Here is a 22,845-nt window from a genome sequence, read left to right as displayed (position 1 = left end):
AAAAGGGAGTGATAATCTGATGAAAGCCATTTATGTTAATCGATTTGGAGGTCCAGAGGTATTAGAAGTAATAGAAACAACTGTGCCTCTCATAGCTCCAAACCAAGTTCTAATACAAGTTGCCGCAGTGAGTGTTAACTTTGCTGATATAAAAGCAAGATTAGGTAAGTATCATGGAAAAGGCAACCCGCCTTTTATACCAGGATTAGATGTAGCTGGGATAGTAGAATCTGTAGGTAATTCAGTGAAAAATGTAAAGGTGGGGGATCGGGTAATTGCCTTTCCAGCCAACGGTTCTTATTCAGAATATTGTGTGGCATAAACTAACCTATGTCATTCCTGATAATGTTAGCTTTGATATTGCAGCAGCATGCCCAGTTGTTTCAGTAACTTCATATAATCTACTGTCACAATCTGCGAATGTAAAAAAGGGAGAAATCATTGTTATTCATTCTGCCTCTGGTGGAATAGGTACAACTGCAATACAAATTGCAAAAGTATTGGGTGCAAAGATGATCATTGGAACAGTGGGAATTGATGAAAAAATTGCAACAGCTAAAAGTGCAGGTGCAGATGCTGTGCTTAATTACAATACAGAAAGCATGGAGCAAAGAATCCTTGAATTAACAAATGGACAAGGTGCTGACGTTATTCTCGATTCAATTGGGGGGAAGATTTTTGAAGAAAGTATGAAATATCTTGCTCCTTTCGGAAGAATTGTCTGTTTTGGAAGCTCATTAGGAGAATCAGGTGTAGTCAAAACCAACGATCTCCATAAAACATGCCGTTCCGTATTAGGATATAGTTTAGGAACCCAGTTAAAGGCACGGCCAGAAGCATTAGCTCAACCAGTTTCAGATGTATTGAAATTAATTGAAAACAAGGAATTAAAAATAGTCATAAGTAAAAAATTTAAATTAAACGAGGCAGCAGAAGCACATAAATGGATTGAGAGTAGGAATAGTGTAGGGAAAATTCTATTAATTCCATAATGTGAAAGAGGATGATTAATGAAGGAGTGAGGTTAACGAGTCACTTCATATTTTCATCCTCTTTTCTATTAATCTTTTTCTAAAGTAAGACTAGAAATATAAACATCGATTGAATCTAGCTCAATTTCCAAGACAGAAAGGAGAATAAAGGTGATTTTCTCTTGAATCATTTCGATCATTTTTATAATATTTTGATCAATTGAGGAAACGAGTTCGACCTGTATTTGTAGTTTAGGGACATTGGAGAAATTATATCTAATGTTGCTAACTTTTGACACCTCGACTATGTTTTTGCAACTGAAAATTGTAATATCTTTTAAGGCAGTTTCAGATATGAAGATAGTACCTTTGTTAAAGTTTGGCTGAATAATTGTTGTTTCACCAATATATATTTTTTGATTAGAAAAGATTTTCTTACCCTTTAAGATTATCTTTTTAACCATGCTAGGTTCGATTTGAATATATGGGATCGGTATGACATGTTTTTCTTCTGTCTTTCGTACAAAGAGTGCCATTTTAATTTCTTTACTGGAACGGATATCAGATACATCAGTATATTGGTCAATTTTCCCTAATTTTAATTTTTGGGCAATTAAATCAACCATCTTGATTGAAGTACCTACTATTAAAATTTTATCAATCGAAGCTCTATGAATAGCTTTTATTACTTCTTCTTGATGCTCGTCGTAATGAAATATAGCACGCTTAACCGCCTTAATATAATTTTTTTCGTATTTTGCAGAAGTTCCTGCAATTTTCCGGCCTTTAACAATTAAAAGACCATCGTCAATAAAGGCAGGAATCCCTTTTTTATGGGTATATTGAAGAACAGAAGTGCTCTTTCCAGTACCACTTTTTCCAACTAATGCAAAAACTTTCAAGAAAAATCCCCCTTAACTTCCAGTTTATATAAAATTACCTTTTAAAGATAATTTTTATATTCTAGCAAATATCGAATTGAAAGAAATTACTTTTGATTCAGTTCCCTTCTAATCCATTAATAAAATAAATAAAATAGTTAACAAAAAATGTGATTAGAAAAACTGATTAACATAAAATCTTTTGAATAATAAGGTTTTAATCTTAAATGCATACTAGATTATTGGAAAATAAGTATAAATTGTTAACAATTTGTTGAAGGGAATTTAGAGATAACATATAATATACTCAAAGACATTATATCATTCTTAAGTGGTTGTTCAAAAAGGTCAGGAAAAGTTCCGCAAAAAGAAAAAAGATTTTTCTTATCGCGAAGTTATTTCTAGGAAACTGACCCTAGTATTGTGAATCTCTTCATTGATTCGCTTTTTTCCTCCTTTTTGAGCATTCGCTTAAAGTTATTTGTAAAAGAGGTGTATTATTATGGAGGTCGATAAGCATCTTCCAAAAATTATTGCAAGTCAAATCGTTACTGATATTATAAATAACGTTTTGGAATCCGGGGAAAAAGTAATTGAAGAGCGATATGCGAATAGTTTTGGTACTAGTCGAGGTCCAGTTCGAGAAGCACTTTATATATTAGAAAATGAAGGGATGATCGAGAGAATTCCCAAAAGGGGTTCATTTGTAAAAAAATACAACAAACAGGATCTTTGTGATTTATTTGAAGTCAGAGGATCTCTAGAAAACATGTCACTAAGCCGCCTTAAATATCCATTACAAGAGGATCCGGTAAATGAAATTGATCAAATAATTAGTGATATGGCTACTGCAAATATGGAAGTTTATGCACAACTAAATAATGATTTTCACTATAAAGTCTTGTCTTTATCAGGGAATGAGGTTTTTAAAAATATTTTTTCTCGTTTGGGAACACCATTGATAACCTTACAAAAGATAGTTTTAGAAACTCCTGAAAGTGTAAAGCAATCGTATGAGGAGCATAAAATGCTTTGGAATGCTATAAAAGTGGGGAAAATTAATCTTGCAAAAGCAGTGTTAGAAGACCATATTGAAAGTGGTAAAAGAAGGTTTTATGAAGCAGTTGAAAAAAATAAAAAATAAAGGAATGTATCTTTTATTTTTTGTCATAAATTATCAAAATATTTAAAATAATATAAAAAGTGTGGATTGAAATGATTCTTCATTAAATGGACATTGAATAAAAAAAGGGTTGTAGATGGAAACGGAAACATTAGAAGGTTTTAAACTATTAACATTTAGCAGTCCTCTAGTACGAAATGCTATTAATATGAAAATGATTGAGGGGGAGTAGAGGTATTGAGTTGTTTTAGAAAAATGATGATATTGACATTCTTATGATTTCGGAACAGGTAAAGCTTTTACTCTGGAGAAGAAGATACAACGAAATTCTTAAGTGTGATTATGGAGGAAAATGGTGACATGGTTAATAGCATGTAGATCCAACGATACCTGTTATTGGTGTAATTAAGGAGTAGGCTGAAGTATTTCTGAATGAAGAGAACTTGAAGATAAGTCCAATCAATGTAAAGTTCACCATACTAATAATTGTGAGACTTTTGAATTATTTGTAGAGAAAGAGAAAATTAGACCAGTAAAAGGGTGGTATTGGTGTTAGGTTACCCGAAGAATCTACTATATTTAAAAAAGAAATAGAAGGGACGTAGAAGAGATGGCTGAAAATCTAGAGGTAGTGAACAAAAATAGTATTAGTAATGAGCCACTTTATCTCCAAATAGAAGGAAATATAGCGTTTATCAATTTCAACAGACCCGAAAAACGGAATGCACTTAGTTACGAAATGTGGACGAAAATACCTGATTTAATAGAAGAATGCGAAAAAAATTCACAGGTTAAAGTAATTATTTTTAAAGGTGTAGATCATAGTGCGTTTTCGGCAGGAGCAGATATAAGCGAATTTAAAACATTACGTTATACAGCTGAAGGGGCTGATAAATATAATAGGGCAACGCTGGTCGCAGAAAAAGCCATAATGGATGTTTCCAAACCAACAATCGCCATGATTCAAGGGTTTTCTGTGGGAGGGGGCTGTGAAATAGCAGTTGCATGCGATTTTAGATTTTCTGATGAAAATGGAAGATTGGGCATTACCCCTGCCAAGCTTGGATTAGTTTATAATACGCCTGGAACAAAGAATATTGTCGACCTTGTAGGTCCTGCAAAAGCAAAAGACATTCTATATACAGGCCGTTTATTAGATGCTGAAGAAGCTTTTCGAATTGGGTTAGTGGATCGTGTATTTTCCTCAGACTCAATTGAAAAAGAAACTTTGGATTATGCAAAACTAATTTGTAAAAATGCTCAATTGTCAGTACGGGGGACAAAAAAGATTATTAATGAAGTATTAATGGGAGCTACCGAGGATTCTCAAGAGACAGCGCAACTTGTAATCGATTCTTTTGTTTCAGAGGATTATAGAGAAGGTGTTCATTCTTTCCTAGAAAAACGCAAGCCGAACTTTAAATATTCTTAATATGCAAATGAGTCATACTGAGAAACTTTCTTGAGGTGTAAGTATAGATAAGAAATAAAAACGTTGAATGAATTTTAGTTTAACTGACACACACCTTAAGAAAGGGGATTTTTACATAAAGGCTTAAAACGATATAAATGAAGTTAAAAAAAGGGATTATAAAAGGGCATTCTATATAAAATCGGCGTATTGTGTGATAACGAAAAACGAAATGGCTGAGAGTCTATAAGACAGATGGGGGATAAAGATGAATCAAACAAAAACCAGCAACAATGTCATCTCACTTAAGAATATTAACTGGAAACGCAATGGGAACCAAATATTAAATGGGGTTTCATGGGAAGTCCAAACGGGGGAACACTGGGCGCTTCTAGGTTTAAATGGATCAGGTAAAACATCTCTTTTAAAAATGATTACGGGATATCAATGGCCCAATAGTGGTGGCGAAGTTTCTGTTTTAGGAAACATTTTTGGAAAAACGAATATACCTGAGCTACGGAAATCCATAGGCTGGGTGAGTTCCTCCTTAGATCAGGAATATCAATCACGGCCGAATGATACAGCACTTGAAGTAGTCTTAAGTGGTAAATTTGCTTCTATTGGATTATATGAGGAAATTACAGAGAATGATGTAAAAAAAGCAAATAAATTACTAGACCAATTTAGAATCAAACATTTGTCCAACCAATTCATCCAATCTCTTTCTCAAGGTGAAAAAAGAAAAGCGATGATTGCAAGGGCTCTAATGTCTTCGCCTCGTTTATTAATTTTAGATGAGCCTTGTAATGGATTGGACATTTACTCTAAGGAAGAACTATTAACCACTATTGAAGATATGACTGCTGCACCGAACGGCCCAACCATTTTATATGTTACACATCATATCGAAGAAATCGTTCCATCAATAACTCATGCTTTGTTAATCAATTCAGGGAACGTTATTGCAAAAGGCGATAAAAAGAACACATTAACAGAATCATTGTTAGAAAAGACCTTTCGTGTTCCTATAACTTTAGAATGGGAAAACGATCGTCCTTGGATCCGGATTAAATCGATGTTAGCGACTGTAAAAAACTAAAACTTCTGGAAAGCATTCTGCATGAGTAGTATAATCAATTCTTCTATAAACTTTACATGAGTTTTAGGGGATTTTAACTCTTCTGAGAAGGGTGTCAACTGTTATTCATAGAGATTCAATGGGAGCAACGTTTTATAGAACAACACCCTTATGTTAATCATTAATGACCCGTTCGCGAAAGCTGACTTTTACGAGCGGGTATTTTTGTTTTGACAATACCTTTTTCTCATTCACCTTAATAGTGTGTCTGGTTGAGTGGTTGACAATGTAAGGAATATGGTCTTGCAAATATATGATACGATGAAAGTAGCCCTCCGTTTTTTGATTTGGGCAGGCTGGGTGAAAAAAGTGAATAAACAATCATATTAGGTCAATTCTATATACAAGAATGAAAATAAAAAGGAGATTAGATCGTGAAGCCATATGAAATAAAAAATATGATTATTGATGACGAGTTTGATGGTGAAGAAACGGTTACAGCTGATTTTACTCACAATTATAAAGATTATAGCATTACTTTTAATAAAGCAGATCTTGAAATAATTAATACATGGGTTTTTGAGGATGGTTCATCTCTTCCATCAAATTTATCTGATACTATCATTGAATCAATAAGGGAAGATATTAAAAAGAGAATCTAGTCATATGAACTAGATCTTTTTTATGGTCATTTTCTTGATCGAAGAAAAGTTTAGCCTAGTTAGAAGAAGTAGAAATTATTTGGCTTTACCGACAAACGTCTTAAACTCGGAACCGAATTGATGACAAATATGATCACTTTAATCCCTGCTGAGATGGATGATGAGACCTTTTTTATATCTCTGGTTTTTATACAATACTGGCTCCAATTGAAAATAGAAAACAGGTAGTATAGGTGTTTGTTCTAAGTCCCAACCCGTGGGGAAGAAAAAAGGGCTTTGCGTATTTTATTTCCTAAAGGATCCATTATGTTAACTAATGATGAGTCTTATTTATCCACGATTAAAGATGGTTCAACCAATGAAATACTTGCCTATAATGTGTCTAGCCGAATGACATTAGATTTAACTACAGATACATTAGTAAAGTTAACGAAGAATAAACGAGTAAAAAGGGGCCTCTATTCACTCTGATCACGGAGTACACTATACTAGTCCACTTTTCAAAAAAAACTAGGACTTGGGCAATCCATGTCGAGAAGAGGGAACTGTTAGGATAACGCTCCACTAGAGTCCTTCTTTGGTCATTTTAAAGATGAAGCCTAAATTAAACCCTGCAATACAATAGAAGTACTTAAAAAGGAAATTAGAAGTTATATGACGTACTATAACAATTTAAGATTACAATGGAACTTAAAGAAGGTGACTCCTGTTCAATACAGAAATCACCTTCTCCAAGTGGCAGGACCTTTTTTAAAAAATCCTTTACATAGGGTTCAGTTTAATAATTGGCTGACCTTATATTACGAATGGGGCAGGTTAGTTCCAAAAGGAATTCTGAATTTTATGGTAAAGTAAAGGAAATAATTGATTATTAGTTTGGGGGATTTTTAGTGGAGGCTATCATACCTATTGTTTTTTATATTTTGGGGTTATTTATTCTATTTATAGTTATCGAAACAGCAGTAAGGAAAGGTATTAATAGTTCAATTATTGGTCAATTTCTTGAAAAGAAGTATGAATTTAAAGGAAGATAAAAAGTCTTTTCTTGATGATGAATTAGATAATGACAAACGATAAAACGGATTATTAAGCTAACAGGTGCTTTATTTTATTAAGGAAATTGCTTTGGCGACTCTTATTCTAATGGAGCTAACGGGGCGACTTTCCTATGAGTCATTTTCTTCAAATGTCCAGTTATATCCTTTTTTATTGAGGGAGTTTAGTTACATAACAGCAGGAATGGGGCGAATACGTAGCCGCTAATGCTTAGCTTGATATACCTATGATGTTATTACTTCTTAAGTAATCCATTGAAAAGTTGGCAGAAGATAGACTGCTAAAAAATTCTTGAGAAAAGGAGACATTAGAAATGACAACTTCAAAGAAAAATGTAAGGACTTGCAACAAAGGACACAAATATTATAAGGGTAGCGACTGTCCGACCTGCCCTATTTGTGAGCAAGAGCGCAAACCTGACAACGGATTTCTTTCACTACTTTCTGCGCCAGCCAGACGAGCAATGGAAAACAATGGGGTAACTTCACTACAACAGCTATCAAAATTTAGTGAAAAAGAGATTTTGCAATTTCACGGTATGGGACCAGCTTCTATACCTAAACTTAGGACTGCTTTGGAGACAAATGGGTTATCATTCAAAAATTAAACACCAAGAATGATTAAACTTAAGTAATGCATTTTATGCCTACTGGAGCATAATTTTTTATTCAATTTCTTCCTCAAGTCACAGGGGCTTTATGTCAATAAGGGATTAGAAACATCGATGGTTCCTGAGTTTTTTTGGCCACCATCCTTGTTAAACTGAAAGTAACTCTAAAAAGTGAGGTAACGAAAATCATGAGTTCCTATACTCCCTATTTTGAATTCAATCGAAAAAAGTGGGCATCTTTACGAAATCATACTCCTCTTCCTTTAACTGAAGAAGAATTAGATAACTTAAAAGGAATAAATGAAGAAATATCTATTCAGGAAGTAGAAGAGATTTATTTGCCCTTGACTCGTTTAATTAATTTATATGTCGAAGCTTATCAGCAACTTAACACAGCTACTTCTTCATTTCTAAAAAATAATGCTAAAAAAGCCCCTTATATTATTGGAATTGCAGGAAGTGTTGCTGTAGGAAAGAGTACAACAGCAAGGTTACTTCAGACATTATTATCTAGATGGGATAACCATAGAAATGTAGGTCTAGTCACAACAGATGGTTTTTTGTACGCAAATGAGATTTTAGTAGAAAAAGGAATGATGAAAAGAAAAGGGTTTCCTGAAAGTTATGATACACAAAAATTAATTAATCTTATCGGAGATGTAAAAGCTGGAAAAAATAAAGTGGAAGTTCCAATCTACTCACATTTGACGTACGATATTTTGCCGAATGAAGTACAAACTATCAGTAATCCAGATATTTTAATAGTGGAAGGTGTTAATGTTCTTCAAGTTGACAAAGAAAATCAAGTATTTGTCAGTGACTTTTTTGATTTTTCACTTTATGTTGATGCAGAGATACATGACATAGAAAGGTGGTATGTTGAAAGGTTTCTTCTACTTCAAGAGACAGCATTTCAAAGTCCCGAATCCTATTTTCATCGGTACATTAACTTGTCTAAAGAAAATGCTATTAAACAAGCGACTCAAATTTGGGAAGAAATTAATTTGAAAAATTTACATGAAAATATACTACCGACAAAAGGACGTGCCAATCTAGTTTTAAAAAAAGGATCAGATCATAAAGCTGAAAATATCTATTTACGAAGATAATATAATTTAAAACTTTTTAAAAAAATAAATATATCTAATTCAACGAACAGGTGCGTTAGCGCCATAAGAAGGCCGCCAATTGGCGGCCTTTTGAAAGTATGTTTCTTAGTATTATAGAGCAATCAAATGTCTAATATAAATTAGGACGTAAAGGTTCCAAGAAAACTAATCAGTATCAGCTAATACCTGTAAAGTCTTTTCTCTAATATTTATCCTGTTTTTATAATCTTTTGCTACTAACTCTGTATATATTAAATCAAAAAGTAATAAGAGCGGAAGTAAGGGAGAAATATTCTGTCCCATATGCATGCTACTTTTACTGGTTACTAATAATGATAAGTCACCCAGCTGTGAAAGCTCAGAATTTTTATCACCTGTAAAAACTAATATGAGTGAGCCTTGTTTCTTTGCAATTTTAACAGCACGAATGACTTCTTTTGTTGCTCCGGAAATGGAAATGCCAATGACAACACTATTCTGGTTACTTAAAGCCGCATCCATCATTGCCTGGTGAGTATCCGTAACAGCCTCAACATGTAAACCAATTCGGAAAAACTTGGATTTAAACTCCTGGGCGGCTATACCCGAACTCCCTATTCCATAGACATGTATCTTATCTGCCTGAGTAAGGAAAGATACCGCTTTCTGGATATCGTCATAAGTAGCTATACGAAAGGTGTTGTCAATGATTCCTAAGTGATCTTGGTACAGTTTAGCGAAATAATCTACCTGCTTAATGTTTTTCATGCTTATCGGTGTATTTTGCAGATCAACGAACCTTTTTAACTCATGTCTAAACTCATTAAATCCTGAAAAAGCTAGTTTCTGGCAAAAACGCGTAATGGTTGCTGGCGAAATGTGAAGATTTTTAGCAATTTGACTTATTGTCAACTGGCTAACTTCATCAGGGCGTTGAAGAATATATTTGGCTAATTCTTCTTCTGTTTTTGTGAATTTGCTCATACTGCACTCGATTCCATATATGAGATTTTCTGCTAGATATTCCATTTGACCACCCATTTCAGGTTGAATTTCTTAAATGTATGCTTTCTTTAGTATAGTTTAATGTAACCATTAAGAACGTCTATAACCGATAGTTTTAAATAAAGTTGCAGCTACAACAATATTAATCGAGAAAAAGACCCAAACTGCTGATAGTCTGAGTCTTTTTCATTCTTTTGTTATGTTCGGTGCACATCTACAAAGTTTCTATTTTTGCATAGCATCTACAAATCTTTTTGTGATTTGCTGTGGCCTGGTAATAGCGCCACCTACTACTACTGCATGGACATTCATATCTAATATAGAACGAGCAATTTCTGGTGTTATGACATTTCCCTCTGCAATAACTTTTGCATTTTTCACTGCTTTTATTATCTCTTTGAGCACAGCGTAGTCATCTTGATAAATTTTCTGTCCCATTGTTTCATTTGTATAGCCGTAGAGTGTAGGTGCTACAATATCAAATCCTAAATGGTCAGCGTATACAGCCTCATCTATGGTCGATACATCAGCCATTAACAGAACATCTGGATATTTTGCTCTTATATCACAATAAAACTGCTCTAACGTTTTACCGTTCGGTCTTATCCGAGCAGTAGCATCCGTCGCAATGATTTCCGCTTTAGTTTCCATTAAAGCATCAATTTCGACCATGGTGGGAGTAATATAGACATCGTTTTGTCCATACACCTGTTTAATGATCCCTATGACTGGAAGGTCCACATTTTTCTTGATTTCCATTATGTCAGCTACAGAGTTGGCGCGAATGCACGTTGCACCGCCTTCTTTGGCAGCAATGGCCATACGTCCCATAATAAAAGAGCTGTGCAGCGGCTCATTCTCCAATGCTTGACATGATACAATTAAGCCTTTGTGAATTTTATCCAGCACCTGTTGCATGTTTAACACGTCCTTATCGTTATCTATGTTCTTAATGACCCAAGTATTCTTCCACTTCATTTTTGATGATCGTTACTTGGGGACCGTATACTATTTGAATACCATTTCCTTTTTTCACGATACCTTTTGAACCAGTTTGCATAATTAAGTCATCTTTTACCAATAATTCATCCTTTACAGTGACACGTAGACGGGTTGCGCAGCAATCGACTATATCGATATTTTCCTGTCCGCCTAATCCATTAACGATGGTCTGGGTTCTCTCTGAAGCCGTTACTTGTGTAACAGCGGCCTGTTCATCATCTTCACGGCCGACCACTTTCAAATTTTTCTTCCTGATCAAGAATTTAAAAGTGAAGTAGTATAGGAAAAACCACGGAATGCCGACTAGAAGTACATAAATCCAGTTTGTTTTACTGATGCCCTGGAGTATCCCGAATAAAGTAAAATCAATAAATCCTCCAGAAAAGGTTTGACCGATCGTTATATTGAATATATCTGCCATCATGAAGGCAAGTCCGTCAAACAAGGCATGAAAAACATAAAGGATCGGGGCGACAAATAAGAAACTGAATTCAAGCGGTTCGGTGATGCCTGTTAAGAATGATGTTAAGGCAGCTGAAAGAAGCAAGCCGGCCACGACTTTCTTATTTTTAGGTTTAGCGCAATGATAAATGGCCAATGCCGCGCCGGGTAAACCAAACATCATCGTGATGAACCTTCCGGACATGAACCGGGAAACACCCTCATAGTACTTGACAGTAGTTGGGTCGGCCAATTGCGCAAAGAAGATATTCTGGGTCCCGCTGACAATCTGCCCTTTAATCTCCATCGTTCCGCCTAAAGCTGTTTGCCAGAAGGGAAGGTAGAAAATATGGTGCAACCCTAACGGCCCGAGCATCCGTAATATGAATCCGTAAAAGAAAGTCCCAATCGTACCTGTGCTCGTTACCAGCGCACCTAATTGGTTTATGAAAAGTTGGAAATAAGGCCATACGATAAAAAGCACGGCTCCAACCAAGATGGACGCGAAGGAAACGATGATGGGAATGAACCGGGAACCACCGAAAAATCCTAACACTTGCGGAAGCTGAATTTTATTATATTTATTGTGCAAAAGTGCGGCAACGATACCTACTACGATACCGCCAAACACACCAGTCTCCAGTGTTTGGATCCCGACCGCCATTCCCTGTCCGGAACCTGCCAAATTCTCTTTGGCAAGTTCCCCGTTTATTTGAAGCAGAGCATTTATTGAACTGTTCATGACGAAATAGCCAATCATGGCTGCCAGTGCAGCGGTCCCCTTATCCGAACGTGCCAATCCTACTGCAACACCTACGGCAAAAATGACCGGCAAGTTACCGAATACGATGCTTCCTGCAGAACTCATGATCGTGAAAATGGCCTGCAGCCAGGCAAAGTCTAAAAAAGGATAGGCCTCAACTGTATTTGGATTAGAAAGAGCACCGCCAATTCCCAGCAATAAACCGGCCGCTGGCAAAACGGCAATCGGGAGCATAAAAGATTTACCGAACTGCTGCGCTTTCTCAAAAGCTTTCTTCATAAAAATTCCTCCCTCATTTAACGAGCCTATAATGTTCTCTATATTTTGATTCTCTATTAATAAGGGGTATTTCTTCCCTATAGCTATATATTAAATCCCTATAAAAGCGTTTTCAATACGAAGCAAGAGATATCAATTGTTTTCACCTAGGAGCTGATTTTTTTGAAAAAGTTTTCAAAAAAAAATAATCTCTGAAAATCTGATTGCAAAAAAGTATTTCCTATTAGCTGGTTTAGGTCAAGAAGACATACAAAGGACTAAATTAATTTCCTTTTTCTTTTGTTTAACTATCAAAATTAATGTTTAAATGAGCCTAAATAAAAAGATCCTCTCATGGTGTATTGCGGTTGTGATTGCTGTCTTAAATCTTTTACAATGTTTTTTGATAAGAGGTCTCTTTAAAAAAAGCAACTTGTATGAGTGATACTAGTTGCTTTTACTATTTTACGGACAGAAATAAGGCTAATTTGTAATAAAGTTTTTAATGACAAATAAAAGATATCTTCACAATAGTTATTATTCATTTTTGTGACAGAACCATATTTTTTACCTTATGCAAAATTTATGGTATAAGAAAAACCTTTTAGGATAAACTAATGCTAAAAACAAGAAGTTTAGTAAAGAGAGTGTGTGCATGAATTATATTTACAGTCTAGCGTGCTTGTTCTTAGGATTATTTCTGATAAACCTGATTTTTTCTTATCAAAGTAAACACATTGATTCAGCTTTTTGGGAAACACTCAAGTTCCATCTTCGTGTCTTACCTTTATTTTTAACTGCTAATATGCTGATAGGTTATGGAGTAAAGTTTGGATTTAAAGCTATACATAACCTGACATATGTCTTAGTTACTTCTAAGGGGATAGAAATTTTAATCGCATTGATAATGGGGTACATATTTTTAAAGGAAGTGCCTACTTGGAAAACTTTATTAGGATTTTCGATTATTGTAGTTGGATTAATTGTCTCAAAAATAAAGTAGGGACAGTTCAATCCTGGTGCAAAATCTAATGACTATTAATGTTCAAGATGATTTTCATCATGAAGTATTAATTTTGAATAAGTTTGACTCATATACTTTGTTAACAATGAGATGGTACCTGCGGTGCAACTTGAGCTTTCTTAATGTAGTGGAGATGAGGGGAAGAACGTGGCTTATCGATGGCTCATACAACGATTTATGCGTTGGGTCATCAATATTGATTGACATTAGGTGAAGGAATACAGCGTCATCTTAATACAACAAATGACTCCTGGAGAGTGGATGAAAAGTATATCAAAGTAAAAGGTCAATGGATGTAAATCAACATGGAGGAATAGCCACTAGACTCTTGAAGAGTCATTTAATCATGCAAGGCCAATCTTAATCGGTTGATAAGGTTCTCGTAAGACTAAAAGATGTTTAATTCCCAAGGGAGTCACCGACTTATTGAAACTGAAGAAATGAGGCATAGTTAGTATTGCAATGCTCAAAAGTATTAATGGTCAAATTGAATTGGGTTAGTTGAAGAAGCCAAAGCTTTTTTTCATTACCATTACTTATCAATATTTCGAGTGATCATAAAAATATTAATATATTGCTAGAATTGGAACAATATACAATTGATTACACTAGAAAAAATGGGGGGGATATGAGTTTTTTACTAAAAAAAGTAATGTACTAATGGGTGCTTTACTTCACTGAGAGAGTGGCTGAGGCAACCTATTTTTATGCAATTAACGGGGCGGTTTAGTGGAAAAAGGGATTTTTTTTCCCTTTGACGAATATATAACTTTGAAGGCTCAAAAAGGAAGGTGTTACTACGATAGTGGTACGCCTTTTTTAGTTAATCGAAACGATTGCTTAAGTTTAAGAAAAGGGGTTATAACATAACAATGCCTGCTTCTTATTGTGCTAACCGGATAGTTACGAGGATGGGAATGAGGGGGATTTATGGACTTAAGGAAAGCTACTTTGAGCTTTGGGAGAGTCAATTGTGTTGATGGAAGTAAGTTAACAACTGAGTCTGCAACTTCAAAAAATGTTGATGATGTAACACTCCATGCCGAGGCAGGATCATTTGTGAATTATGGTGGCTTTCATGGAGATATCACTTGTACAAACATAGTCAGCAGGCTTCGGGCCGCCGGTTGTGTTTTCGCCGAAGATGAGGCCCGGTTGCTCCTCTCCGCGGAACGGACTCCAGCCGACCTTGCCGCCATGGTTGACAGCCGAGCCGCCGGTTTGCCCCTCGAACACGTCATTGGCTGGGCGGAGTTCTGCGGACTGCGAATAGCGGTGGACCCTGGAGTTTTCGTACCCCGTCAACGCACCAAATTTCTCGTCCGACAGGCCGCCGACATCGCCCGACCAGGAGCCATCGTGGTTGACCTGTGCTGTGGATCGGGCGCGGTGGGCGCCGCGGTGGCCGCTGCACTGGAACGAATCGAGTTGTACGCCACCGACATCGACCCGGCGGCGGTGCGGTGCGCCCGCCGCAACGTCACTGTCGCAGGTGGTTACGTGTACGAAGGTGACCTCTACGAGTCGTTGCCCTCCACACTTAGGGGGCGCGTCGACGTTTTGGTCGCCAACGCACCCTACGTACCCACCGAGGTGATCGGACTGCTCCCCCCGGAGGCCCGCATACACGAGGCACGGGTGGCGCTCGACGGGGGAGCGGACGGGCTTGACGTCCAGCGACGGGTGGCGAACGCGGCCCCAATCTGGCTGGCACCGGGTGGCCACCTGCTGGTCGAGACTAGCGAGCGACAGGCGCCGAAGACCGTCGAGATTTTCACTCGCAACGGGCTGGTACCGAAAGTGGCCAGATTCGACGAACTGGACGCCACCGTCGTCATCGGAACCAAGCCCGACCTTCAGAGCAGTTCGGACGGCTAGCACTGTCCGCAAATGAGAGTGATGTTTGCTTGATAGCCTGTGATGGAAGTCAAAAATATGGCCCAATAAAAAAGTCGCGTAAATAATATAAAGGTTCATGTCATAGTTCGAAGTTAAAATAGGACTAATCGAACAAGTGCTTTACCTTTATTTGAGAGGGTTGCTGAGGCAACCTTTTTTGTATGCAACAAACCGGGCAGTTAAATTTAACAAGGGTCCTGAAAGAAATTATAAGCCTTAATATCTGATGTCGTATTAAGGTGGATGCAGTTGCAGCTACGCTACCCCTATAAGGTTATATCACCACCGGCCTACATAACAACTGTAGGCAAATCTTTTTTCATTTAGAAAAAATATGGCATAGTTAAAGGTTAAGGTTGATATAAAAAAAGATAAAATATAAACTCGTTGATTGATATGGATGGTCGTTTCCCATGCATTTATTTGAATTGTGAAGTGTTTAAAGGGCCCTTTGGGTATCTATGTTAAAGTGAATATGAGATATGTAATTTTAGGAGGAAGAAAATGAAAATTCCTTATTGGGGTCTAGCTTTACAAATAATATTTGTTCTATCAATAACAATCTTTAATTCCTTTAGAGTAATTATTATGGAGCATTATTCTGTGTATCCAGTAGCACTATTTGAACTATTTATAGGTGTTATAAGTATCCTATGTGGTATGTATGGGATTATTAAAAAGATTAAGCCATTCCTTTCTTTATTCATTATTATTTTCGGTCTTTTAATTTGTTTCTTTTTCACTTTTGTTTATCTTTTACCTGAAGCTGGTACCCCCCACCGATCCCTTGGCTTTATTCTGAATAAGATTTCTATCGGACTAGCGAGTGGCCTAGTAAAAAATCAGACAGTAAAACAAATGAGCTTGGAGATACTTTTCCAAGTTATTTTTATTGGGAATAATATTATAAATTCATCATTGAGGTGTTCTTTATAAAAATTCTTGTTCCCTTTTGTCTCTTCAGTAATTCCATTTATCATTATTTTAAATAGCACCTACATTTGAACCTATAAATCAACCCTTTCCTTTAACATAGCCAAAAATATACGATGGATCTTCTATATCCCCGGTTAGTGGTGATTGAGGAAATAGGGTTGTTACAGTCATTGATGTGGCAAATAGAAATGTTTTCTCTAATATCACACGATTAACGTATGATATGGATAATTTATCAATAAGGGCCCAGGTCTATTAATGAACTGAATGTACAAAAATATGTATCCTCTAGTGGAACGAATAGAGAAAGACCAAATAAATAACTGATTGCTCAAAAAAATCGTATTTCGGTCCATTAACAGACATTTACTTTTAATAGTTAGATAGTTAATGTTATAAGTAACATTAACTATCTAACTATTCAGTATATTTTGAAAAAAGCAGGAGGATGAATGAATACAAAAGTATTAGTTATCGGCCCTATGGATTTAGTAGAACTAGTAGTCACTATCGGCCAATCATACTCCGCTATTACCATGTTACCTGCTCCTTACAATCATGAACAGGAAACATTAGATGTGATAAAAAAAAGAGCCGACGAAGCGGATGTTTTATTATTTGCAGGCACTATCCCTTATCAGATAGCTAAAAACCAAAACATTACTAAGCCAATGGTTTTTATTCCATCAACAGGAACATCTTTGTATCGTACTCTTTTTAAAATTATTACTGAAACTGAGTTTAACCCAATCAAAGCACCATTGAGGATTAGTATAGATACATTGCCGAATAGAGAAGTAAAAGAGTGTCTAGAGGATTTAGAGATATATCCAGAAAAGATTTTTCTGAATACCGATCAAAAAGCTGAGGAAATGGTTCAATTTCATTATGAACTGTGGAGTAACAATCAAACTCAAGTAGCCATTACTTGTGTTAAATCCGTATATGAATCGTTAAAAGGGCTAGGGGTGCTAGTATTCAGGGTTCTCCCTACTAAGTCTGCTATTCGAACCAGCCTGAATAATGTTCTTTTAGAAGGGAAGGCCTTGCTCCAAAGCGATACCCAAATTGCGATTGGAATACTGCATTTTAATAATTTGCTTTCGTCTTTACATAAGCCATTATCAGAGTATGGAGAACAGCGTAAAAAGGCTGTACTACAAAATCTTCTTATAGATTTTTGTGAAGAAACTCAAGCTATTTTTGATTGGTCAGAACGGGATGAGGTGCGATTTATAACCACTCGCGGTGCAATTGAGAGGACGACCCAAAAATATAAAAAAGCTCCGTTATTAGATGAGATAGCCATGAAAATTGATATAGAGACCACCATCGGAATTGGATTTGGACATACTGCAAACGAAGCAGAAGTGAGTGCTCGTAAAGCACTTACGAAGGCAAAAGTGAATAAACCCAGTTGCTTTGTGGTTGACATGGATGAAACAGTTTATGGGCCTGTTGGAAAAGATGGAAGATTGAAATATTCCTTACGGAGTGATGACCCACATCTAATGAACTTAGCAAAAAAAGCTGGACTCAGTATTGCAACCATCAATAAATTACTTTCCTTTTGTGAGTGCTTCGGCAGTAAATGCATCACGGCAAATGATCTTGCTAACGGTCTAGGTTTGACCATTAGGAGCGCAAGGAGAATTCTTAATACACTTGAAAATACTAATTTAGCTGTCATTGTTGGTGAGGAACAGCCTATACACCGCGGTAGACCGCGACAGCTTTATGAATTTCAATTTTTTATGGAGTCTGTTAGATAGAGTTTTTTTTACTATTGAAGAAAGGGGTTATTTTATGAGGATAGCAATCGGTCAGTTGGCCCATGAAACGAATACGTTTTCTCGAGTAAGAACGACTGTCGACTTATTTAAAATATGGGAATGGACCCAAGGAAAGGAACTTCTCGAAAGGCATACTGGTGTCCTAGATTATTTGGGTGGGATGATTGACCGGGGAGAAGAGCTTGGGATTGAAATTGTGCCGACCTTCGCAGCCATGGCCAATCCTTCAGGAACGATAACACAGGAAGCATTTCAAATTGCAAAAAATCTATTAATATCTAGCATAATGAATTCTGGCAAACTTGATGGTATTTGTCTGTTTCTTCATGGAGCCGGAGTAGCTGAAGGAATTGACGATATTGAAGGTGAGATTTTATCGGAATTAAGAAGCGTTGTGGGTTCCGAAATCCCTATCGTAGCTGCATTGGATTTGCATGGTAATATTACCGAAACCATGGTTAAAGAAGCAGATGCACTACTCGGCAATATAGATTACCCTCATACGGATTCCTATGAAAGGGGGATTGAAGCGATTGATGTAACAGCTTGTATTATTCAAGGGAAAGTCAACCCAGAAATGGCTTTAACTAAATTACCATTACTTATTCCTACTACAACTTCTTACTATTCTCCAATTAATGAAATCAATGACTGGTGCCAAGAATGGGAAAGTCATCCTGAGGTGCTTGATTGTACTGTATTTCACGGCTTTCCATATTCAGATATTCCTCATGCAGGTGTTTCGGTTATTACCATTACGAATAATGAACCCTCTTTAGCACAGAAAATTTCAGATGATATAGCTGCTAGAATTTTTGAGAAAAAAGATGAATTTTTTCCTATCTTGCTTTCACCAAAGAAAGCAATTTCATATGCTTCCACTCGGAATGAAATGCCCATCGTCATTAACGAAGCTTCCGATAACCCTGGTGCAGGTACACCAGGTGATGGCACCTTTTTATTGAAGGAAATGATTGAAGCAAACATTCCAAATAGTTGCTTTGGATTTATTTTTGATCCAGGAGTAGCGGAAATAGCCCATAAAGAAGGTGTGGGTTCCCTGATTCAAGTGGAATTAGGAGGTAAAACAGATACATTACACGGGAAACCTCTAAAAATATTAGCCTATGTAAAAAGTCTGTCTGATGGCAAGTTTATTCAATCCTCACCGATGTGGAATGGTAGCAAAGTAAACTTGGGGAGAAGTGCAAGATTATCGGTCGGAAAAGTGGATATCATCGTATGTTCTGTAAATTCACAGACATTTGATGAACAAATATTCCTCCTTCATGGAATAGATGTTGAAAAATCAAGTATTGTTGGTTTGAAATCAGCTCACCATTTCCGAGCAGCCTTCATGCCTATTGCTAAAGAAATTATAACGGTTGACTCGCCTGGGTTAAGCAGTGTCAAGTTATCAACCTTTGACTACAAGAATATAAGCAGACCTATATACCCTTTTGATTCTATAAGAAATCATCTATTAGTCTAACTAAACTTATAAAGGATGTGGCAAAATGCTAGACGTGATAATAAAAAATGGAAGAGTTTATGATGGAACAGGAAACCCATGGACGAAAACGGATATTGGAATAAAGGATGGGAAAATTGCTTTTATAGGAAATTTAGGCAAAGAACAAGCTGTACAAACTATCGATGCTAAAGGATTGGCGGTTTCACCAGGATTTATTGATCCTCATGTCCATTCTGATTTACTATGCACCGTTCCTGAAGTTCATAAAATAAAGGCACTTCAAGGTGTGACTACAGAATTATTTGGACAGGATGGTATTTCTGTCGCTCCTGTATCAGAAGAAACAAAGCCGTTATGGCAAAAGCAATTAAGCGGACTAAATGGCGATATAGGGGAATGGCCATGGAATAGCATTGATGAATATTTTTCATTTCTCGAAAAGTCAAAAATGGTAGGCAACGCTGCTTACCTGGTACCTCATGGAGCTGTCCGTTCCTTGGTCATGGGATTTGAGAATAGAACCGCTACTAAACAAGAATTGAAAAAAATGCGTTCGTTAGTCGAGGAAGGAATGCGTATGGGAGCAGTAGGGTTGTCCTCCGGATTGGTATATCCCCCAAATATTTTCTCGAATAAGGAAGAATTAATTGAAATATGTAAGGGTACCGCCAAATATGACGGCTGTTTCGTTGTCCATATTCGCAATGAAAGCATTCATTCTTTGTCAGCTTTGGATGAAGTCATAGATGTCTCCAGACAATCCGATGTAAGACTTCATATTTCCCATTTTAAGATAATAGGCCAGGGAAATCGGGATAAATTTAAGAAAGCACTAGACAAGATGGACGCCGCAAGACAGGAAGGAATTGAAATTACCTTTGATCAATATCCATATTCAGCTGCTTCAACCGTTTTTCATGCCATTCTTCCACCTTGGATGCACTCAGGAGGAACGGAAGAGACGCTGATTCGATTGGGTATTCCTGAAGTCCGAAAAAGAATATCCAATGAATTTAAAACTAACACAGAGTACGAAAACTGGGTTTTAAATTGTGGTTGGAAAAATATCATTATTACATCCGTTCAAACGGCTTCGAATAAATGCTTTGAAGGTAAGAATATGATTGAAATTGCAGAAATCAGGCAGCAGTCCCCTGAAGATGCCGCATTTGATATTCTGATTGAGGAAAAAGGAAATGTAGCCATGGTTATTCATTGGGGCTTTGCGGATGATGTTCTGTTGGGTATGTGTCATCCACTGCAAATGGTAGGATCAGATGGAATTTTTGGTGGCAAGCCGCATCCTCGATTATATGGGACATTTCCGAGAGTATTAGGCAAGTACGTAAGAGAAGATGGAGCTTTGACGCTTGAACAAGCAATTCGTCGAATGACAGGTGCACCTGCGCAGCTCATGAGATTGAAGGATAGGGGATTAATAAAAATGGGATATCAGGCAGATATTGTTATATTTGATCCCGAAAAAATTAAAGATCGGGCTACATTTGATGATCCGCTATTAGAGCCTGAAGGCATACTTATGGTTTATATAAACGGAAAATTAACCGTTCATCATGGGAGATACACAGGTGCACGAGATGGGCATGTAATTAGAGCAGTCCGACATTCAAAAATAGATTTAGTTGGAAAAATGTAATTTTTTATAAATACTTCACTATTAATTAGTCTGTTGAAAAATGAAAGATTAAAAGAAAAGGGAGGAATAAGATGAATCGTTACATTGGAAGGTCCCAAAACAAGCACTTTATACTATTTTTGCTGTTCGTTGGTTATCTGGTTGATTATTTGGATCGGATGGTCATGAGTGTAGCTGTTGTATCTATTAAAGAAGAATTTAATTTGGATGCTGCTGCAGTAGGGGCAATCTTGAGTAGCTTCTTCTTATCCTATGCAATCATGCAAATACCAGGAGGATGGCTGACAGATAAACTGGGTTCAAGAAAAGTGTTAATATGGTCCATCATTGTGTGGTCGGTTTTTACCGTATTTACTGGTTTTGCCTGGTCTCTAATCTCGTTACTTGTCATACGATTTCTCTTCGGGCTTGGTCAAGGAGGATATCCTTCCGCTTCGCAAAAAGGTATTGCGGATTATTATCCCCGGGATGAAAGGCCAAAGGCTTCTGCTTACTTAATGTCATCCAATTACTTTGGGATGGCGCTTGCTCCGTTAGTAGCTGCACCGATGATTTTATTTATGGGCTGGAGAAACATGTTTTATGTAATCGGATTGCTAGGAATTTTGTTAACAATTGCTTTCTGGGTGTATTTTAAACCAAAAGAAAGTACTGCCTCTAACAAAACATTAAAAGAGAATAGTGTTCCTTTGAAGGAATTGTTGGCGAATTCTGGATTGTGGAAAATAACTGTCATGTGGTTTGCTGCCGGAATAGTCAACTGGGGACTTTCCTCCTGGATTCCATCCTATCTAATGGAAGCTAGGGGAATGGATCTTTTGTCCATGGGTTTTTATGCAGCACTCCCGGGTCTCTCTACAGGAGTTGCTATGCTTTTTAGTGGATGGCTGCTTGACCGCTTTTTTAATAATTTGGAAAAGTATTATGCGGCATTTGGCATGCTGATGTCTGGAATATTCCTATACTTGAGCCTCCATTGTGGCAGCAATGGTATATTTGAATCTTTGTATGATCTTTAAGAGCTTTGCCTTTACAGTTGCTTTTGCTTTGCCGCATAAAATCATGTCCAAAAAGGTTATCGGTTCTGCAATGGGTGTAATTAATATGGGGGCACAGGCGGCTGGTTTTATATCACCACTCGTCATGGGCTTTATCATCAGCCTTACAGGTTCTTTTAACGGAGCGTTTTGGTTCTTAATTGTATGTTCTGGAATTTCAATAATCGCAGCACTTTCTATTAAAAAGAATAATCAAATAGCGCAATCAAATGATGTTGACTTATTAGCATAGGAACGATAAGCAAAGACTTTCTCTTAAATAAATCTCTTGAGGTTTTAACTAAAACTAAAAGTATATAGTGAAAATAAAAAAAACTCGAATCAGGCCTATAGAAACCAATTCGGGTTTTTTTATCTTTAATTTTAGGCAGCCATTTGTAGAGTCCACAATTGAAAGAATCAAACATGCAAGAAAAATAGTGAACAGTATATTACTTATCGAGCAGATCTACGACGTGGACAGATCCATTGTTTTTTGCTCAATAGGTTTTGTTGAAGAAATGTTAAAAGTCGACTCCTTAAAGGAAATCGGCTTTTTCTAAGTCATATTTTGTTTAACAGACAATAGTTGATGTACCAAATGTTATTTTGGGTATACCCTTTTAAAACAGATTAGAGCACAGGAAATGCATGTGCGAAATTATTCGATTAGGGT

Annotated in this window: 19 protein-coding genes and 3 pseudogenes; 18 read left to right on the top strand and 4 right to left on the bottom strand. The window is 36.7% G+C overall.

Annotation, left to right across the window (positions count from 1 at the left end):
* Positions 1-19 precede the first annotated feature (19 nt).
* Positions 20-992: pseudogene (locus JFU50_RS26900) on the top strand (quinone oxidoreductase family protein).
* Between the two features lie 68 nt (positions 993-1,060).
* On the opposite strand, the gene JFU50_RS26895 reads toward JFU50_RS26900, so the two are convergent.
* On the bottom strand, positions 1,061-1,873 hold the full coding sequence (locus tag JFU50_RS26895) for a hypothetical protein (protein WP_201224874.1): 813 nt from the start codon (positions 1,871-1,873) through the stop codon (positions 1,061-1,063).
* Between the two features lie 481 nt (positions 1,874-2,354).
* Here JFU50_RS26895 and JFU50_RS26890 point away from each other — a divergent pair, with 481 nt between their 5' ends.
* The 8 genes and pseudogenes from JFU50_RS26890 to coaA all read left to right on the top strand — a co-directional run bounded on the left by JFU50_RS26890 (position 2,355) and on the right by coaA (position 8,901).
* Complete coding sequence (locus JFU50_RS26890; protein WP_201224873.1) at positions 2,355-2,996, top strand: GntR family transcriptional regulator; 642 nt, start codon at positions 2,355-2,357, stop codon at positions 2,994-2,996.
* 589 nt (positions 2,997-3,585) lie between these two features.
* Positions 3,586-4,407, top strand: coding sequence for an enoyl-CoA hydratase-related protein (locus tag JFU50_RS26885; RefSeq protein WP_201224872.1), 822 nt, complete (start codon positions 3,586-3,588; stop codon positions 4,405-4,407).
* 247 nt (positions 4,408-4,654) lie between these two features.
* Positions 4,655-5,485: an ABC transporter ATP-binding protein gene (locus JFU50_RS26880; RefSeq protein WP_201224871.1), complete on the top strand. Its 831-nt coding sequence runs from the start codon at positions 4,655-4,657 to the stop codon at positions 5,483-5,485.
* Between the two features lie 413 nt (positions 5,486-5,898).
* Positions 5,899-6,126, top strand: a complete 228-nt coding sequence (locus tag JFU50_RS26875; protein ID WP_201181028.1) for a hypothetical protein — start codon at positions 5,899-5,901, stop codon at positions 6,124-6,126.
* A 315-nt stretch (positions 6,127-6,441) separates the two neighbouring features.
* Positions 6,442-6,867: pseudogene (locus JFU50_RS26870) on the top strand (IS3 family transposase); the annotation flags it as partial.
* Between the two features lie 149 nt (positions 6,868-7,016).
* Entirely contained in the window at positions 7,017-7,160 is a 144-nt protein-coding gene (locus tag JFU50_RS26865; RefSeq protein ID WP_207198900.1) for a hypothetical protein, read from the top strand.
* Between the two features lie 335 nt (positions 7,161-7,495).
* Entirely contained in the window at positions 7,496-7,789 is a 294-nt protein-coding gene (locus JFU50_RS26860; protein ID WP_053345612.1) for an RNA polymerase alpha subunit C-terminal domain-containing protein, read from the top strand.
* 191 nt (positions 7,790-7,980) lie between these two features.
* On the top strand, positions 7,981-8,901 hold the full coding sequence (gene coaA / locus JFU50_RS26855; RefSeq protein WP_201224870.1) for a type I pantothenate kinase: 921 nt from the start codon (positions 7,981-7,983) through the stop codon (positions 8,899-8,901).
* 165 nt (positions 8,902-9,066) lie between these two features.
* On the opposite strand, the gene JFU50_RS26850 is transcribed toward coaA, so the two are convergent.
* From JFU50_RS26850 to JFU50_RS26840, 3 genes are all read right to left on the bottom strand, one after another.
* The gene (locus JFU50_RS26850) at positions 9,067-9,921 is read right to left on the bottom strand and encodes a MurR/RpiR family transcriptional regulator (protein WP_242486128.1); all 855 of its coding nucleotides are present in this window, start codon (positions 9,919-9,921) and stop codon (positions 9,067-9,069) included.
* A gap of 189 nt (positions 9,922-10,110) precedes the next feature.
* On the bottom strand, positions 10,111-10,803 hold the full coding sequence (locus tag JFU50_RS26845; RefSeq protein WP_201225202.1) for an N-acetylmannosamine-6-phosphate 2-epimerase: 693 nt from the start codon (positions 10,801-10,803) through the stop codon (positions 10,111-10,113).
* 31 nt (positions 10,804-10,834) lie between these two features.
* A complete protein-coding gene (locus tag JFU50_RS26840; RefSeq protein WP_201224869.1) occupies positions 10,835-12,370 on the bottom strand; it encodes a maltose/glucose-specific PTS transporter subunit IIC in 1,536 nt (511 codons plus the stop codon).
* A 634-nt stretch (positions 12,371-13,004) separates the two neighbouring features.
* On the opposite strand from JFU50_RS26840, the gene JFU50_RS26835 reads away from it, so the two are divergent.
* The 9 genes and pseudogenes from JFU50_RS26835 (at position 13,005) to JFU50_RS26795 (ending at position 22,422) form a co-directional block, all read left to right on the top strand.
* Positions 13,005-13,352, top strand: a complete 348-nt coding sequence (locus JFU50_RS26835; RefSeq protein ID WP_201181021.1) for a hypothetical protein — start codon at positions 13,005-13,007, stop codon at positions 13,350-13,352.
* A gap of 106 nt (positions 13,353-13,458) precedes the next feature.
* Positions 13,459-13,669, top strand: a pseudogene (locus tag JFU50_RS26830) (IS6 family transposase); the annotation flags it as partial.
* 763 nt (positions 13,670-14,432) lie between these two features.
* Positions 14,433-15,251, top strand: coding sequence for a putative protein N(5)-glutamine methyltransferase (locus tag JFU50_RS26825; protein ID WP_397329190.1), 819 nt, complete (start codon positions 14,433-14,435; stop codon positions 15,249-15,251).
* Between the two features lie 525 nt (positions 15,252-15,776).
* On the top strand, positions 15,777-16,208 hold the full coding sequence (locus JFU50_RS26820) for a hypothetical protein (RefSeq protein ID WP_242486129.1): 432 nt from the start codon (positions 15,777-15,779) through the stop codon (positions 16,206-16,208).
* 452 nt (positions 16,209-16,660) lie between these two features.
* On the top strand, positions 16,661-17,980 hold the full coding sequence (locus tag JFU50_RS26815; protein WP_201224867.1) for a transcriptional regulator: 1,320 nt from the start codon (positions 16,661-16,663) through the stop codon (positions 17,978-17,980).
* A gap of 34 nt (positions 17,981-18,014) precedes the next feature.
* On the top strand, positions 18,015-19,493 hold the full coding sequence (locus JFU50_RS26810) for a M81 family metallopeptidase (RefSeq protein WP_201224866.1): 1,479 nt from the start codon (positions 18,015-18,017) through the stop codon (positions 19,491-19,493).
* Positions 19,494-19,518: 25 nt separating this feature from the next.
* A complete protein-coding gene (locus tag JFU50_RS26805) occupies positions 19,519-21,132 on the top strand; it encodes an N-acyl-D-amino-acid deacylase family protein (RefSeq protein WP_201224865.1) in 1,614 nt (537 codons plus the stop codon).
* Positions 21,133-21,203: 71 nt separating this feature from the next.
* Positions 21,204-22,151, top strand: a complete 948-nt coding sequence (locus tag JFU50_RS26800; protein ID WP_201224864.1) for an MFS transporter — start codon at positions 21,204-21,206, stop codon at positions 22,149-22,151.
* Positions 22,141-22,422, top strand: coding sequence for an MFS transporter (locus JFU50_RS26795; RefSeq protein WP_201224863.1), 282 nt, complete (start codon positions 22,141-22,143; stop codon positions 22,420-22,422). Before JFU50_RS26800 ends, JFU50_RS26795 begins: the two co-directional genes overlap by 11 nt.
* Positions 22,423-22,845 lie beyond the last annotated feature (423 nt).

Source organism: Peribacillus sp. TH14 (genome assembly GCF_016651145.1).
Classification (GTDB): Bacteria; Bacillota; Bacilli; order Bacillales; family DSM-1321; genus Peribacillus; species Peribacillus butanolivorans.
This window is presented reverse-complemented; position numbering and strand designations above follow the sequence as displayed.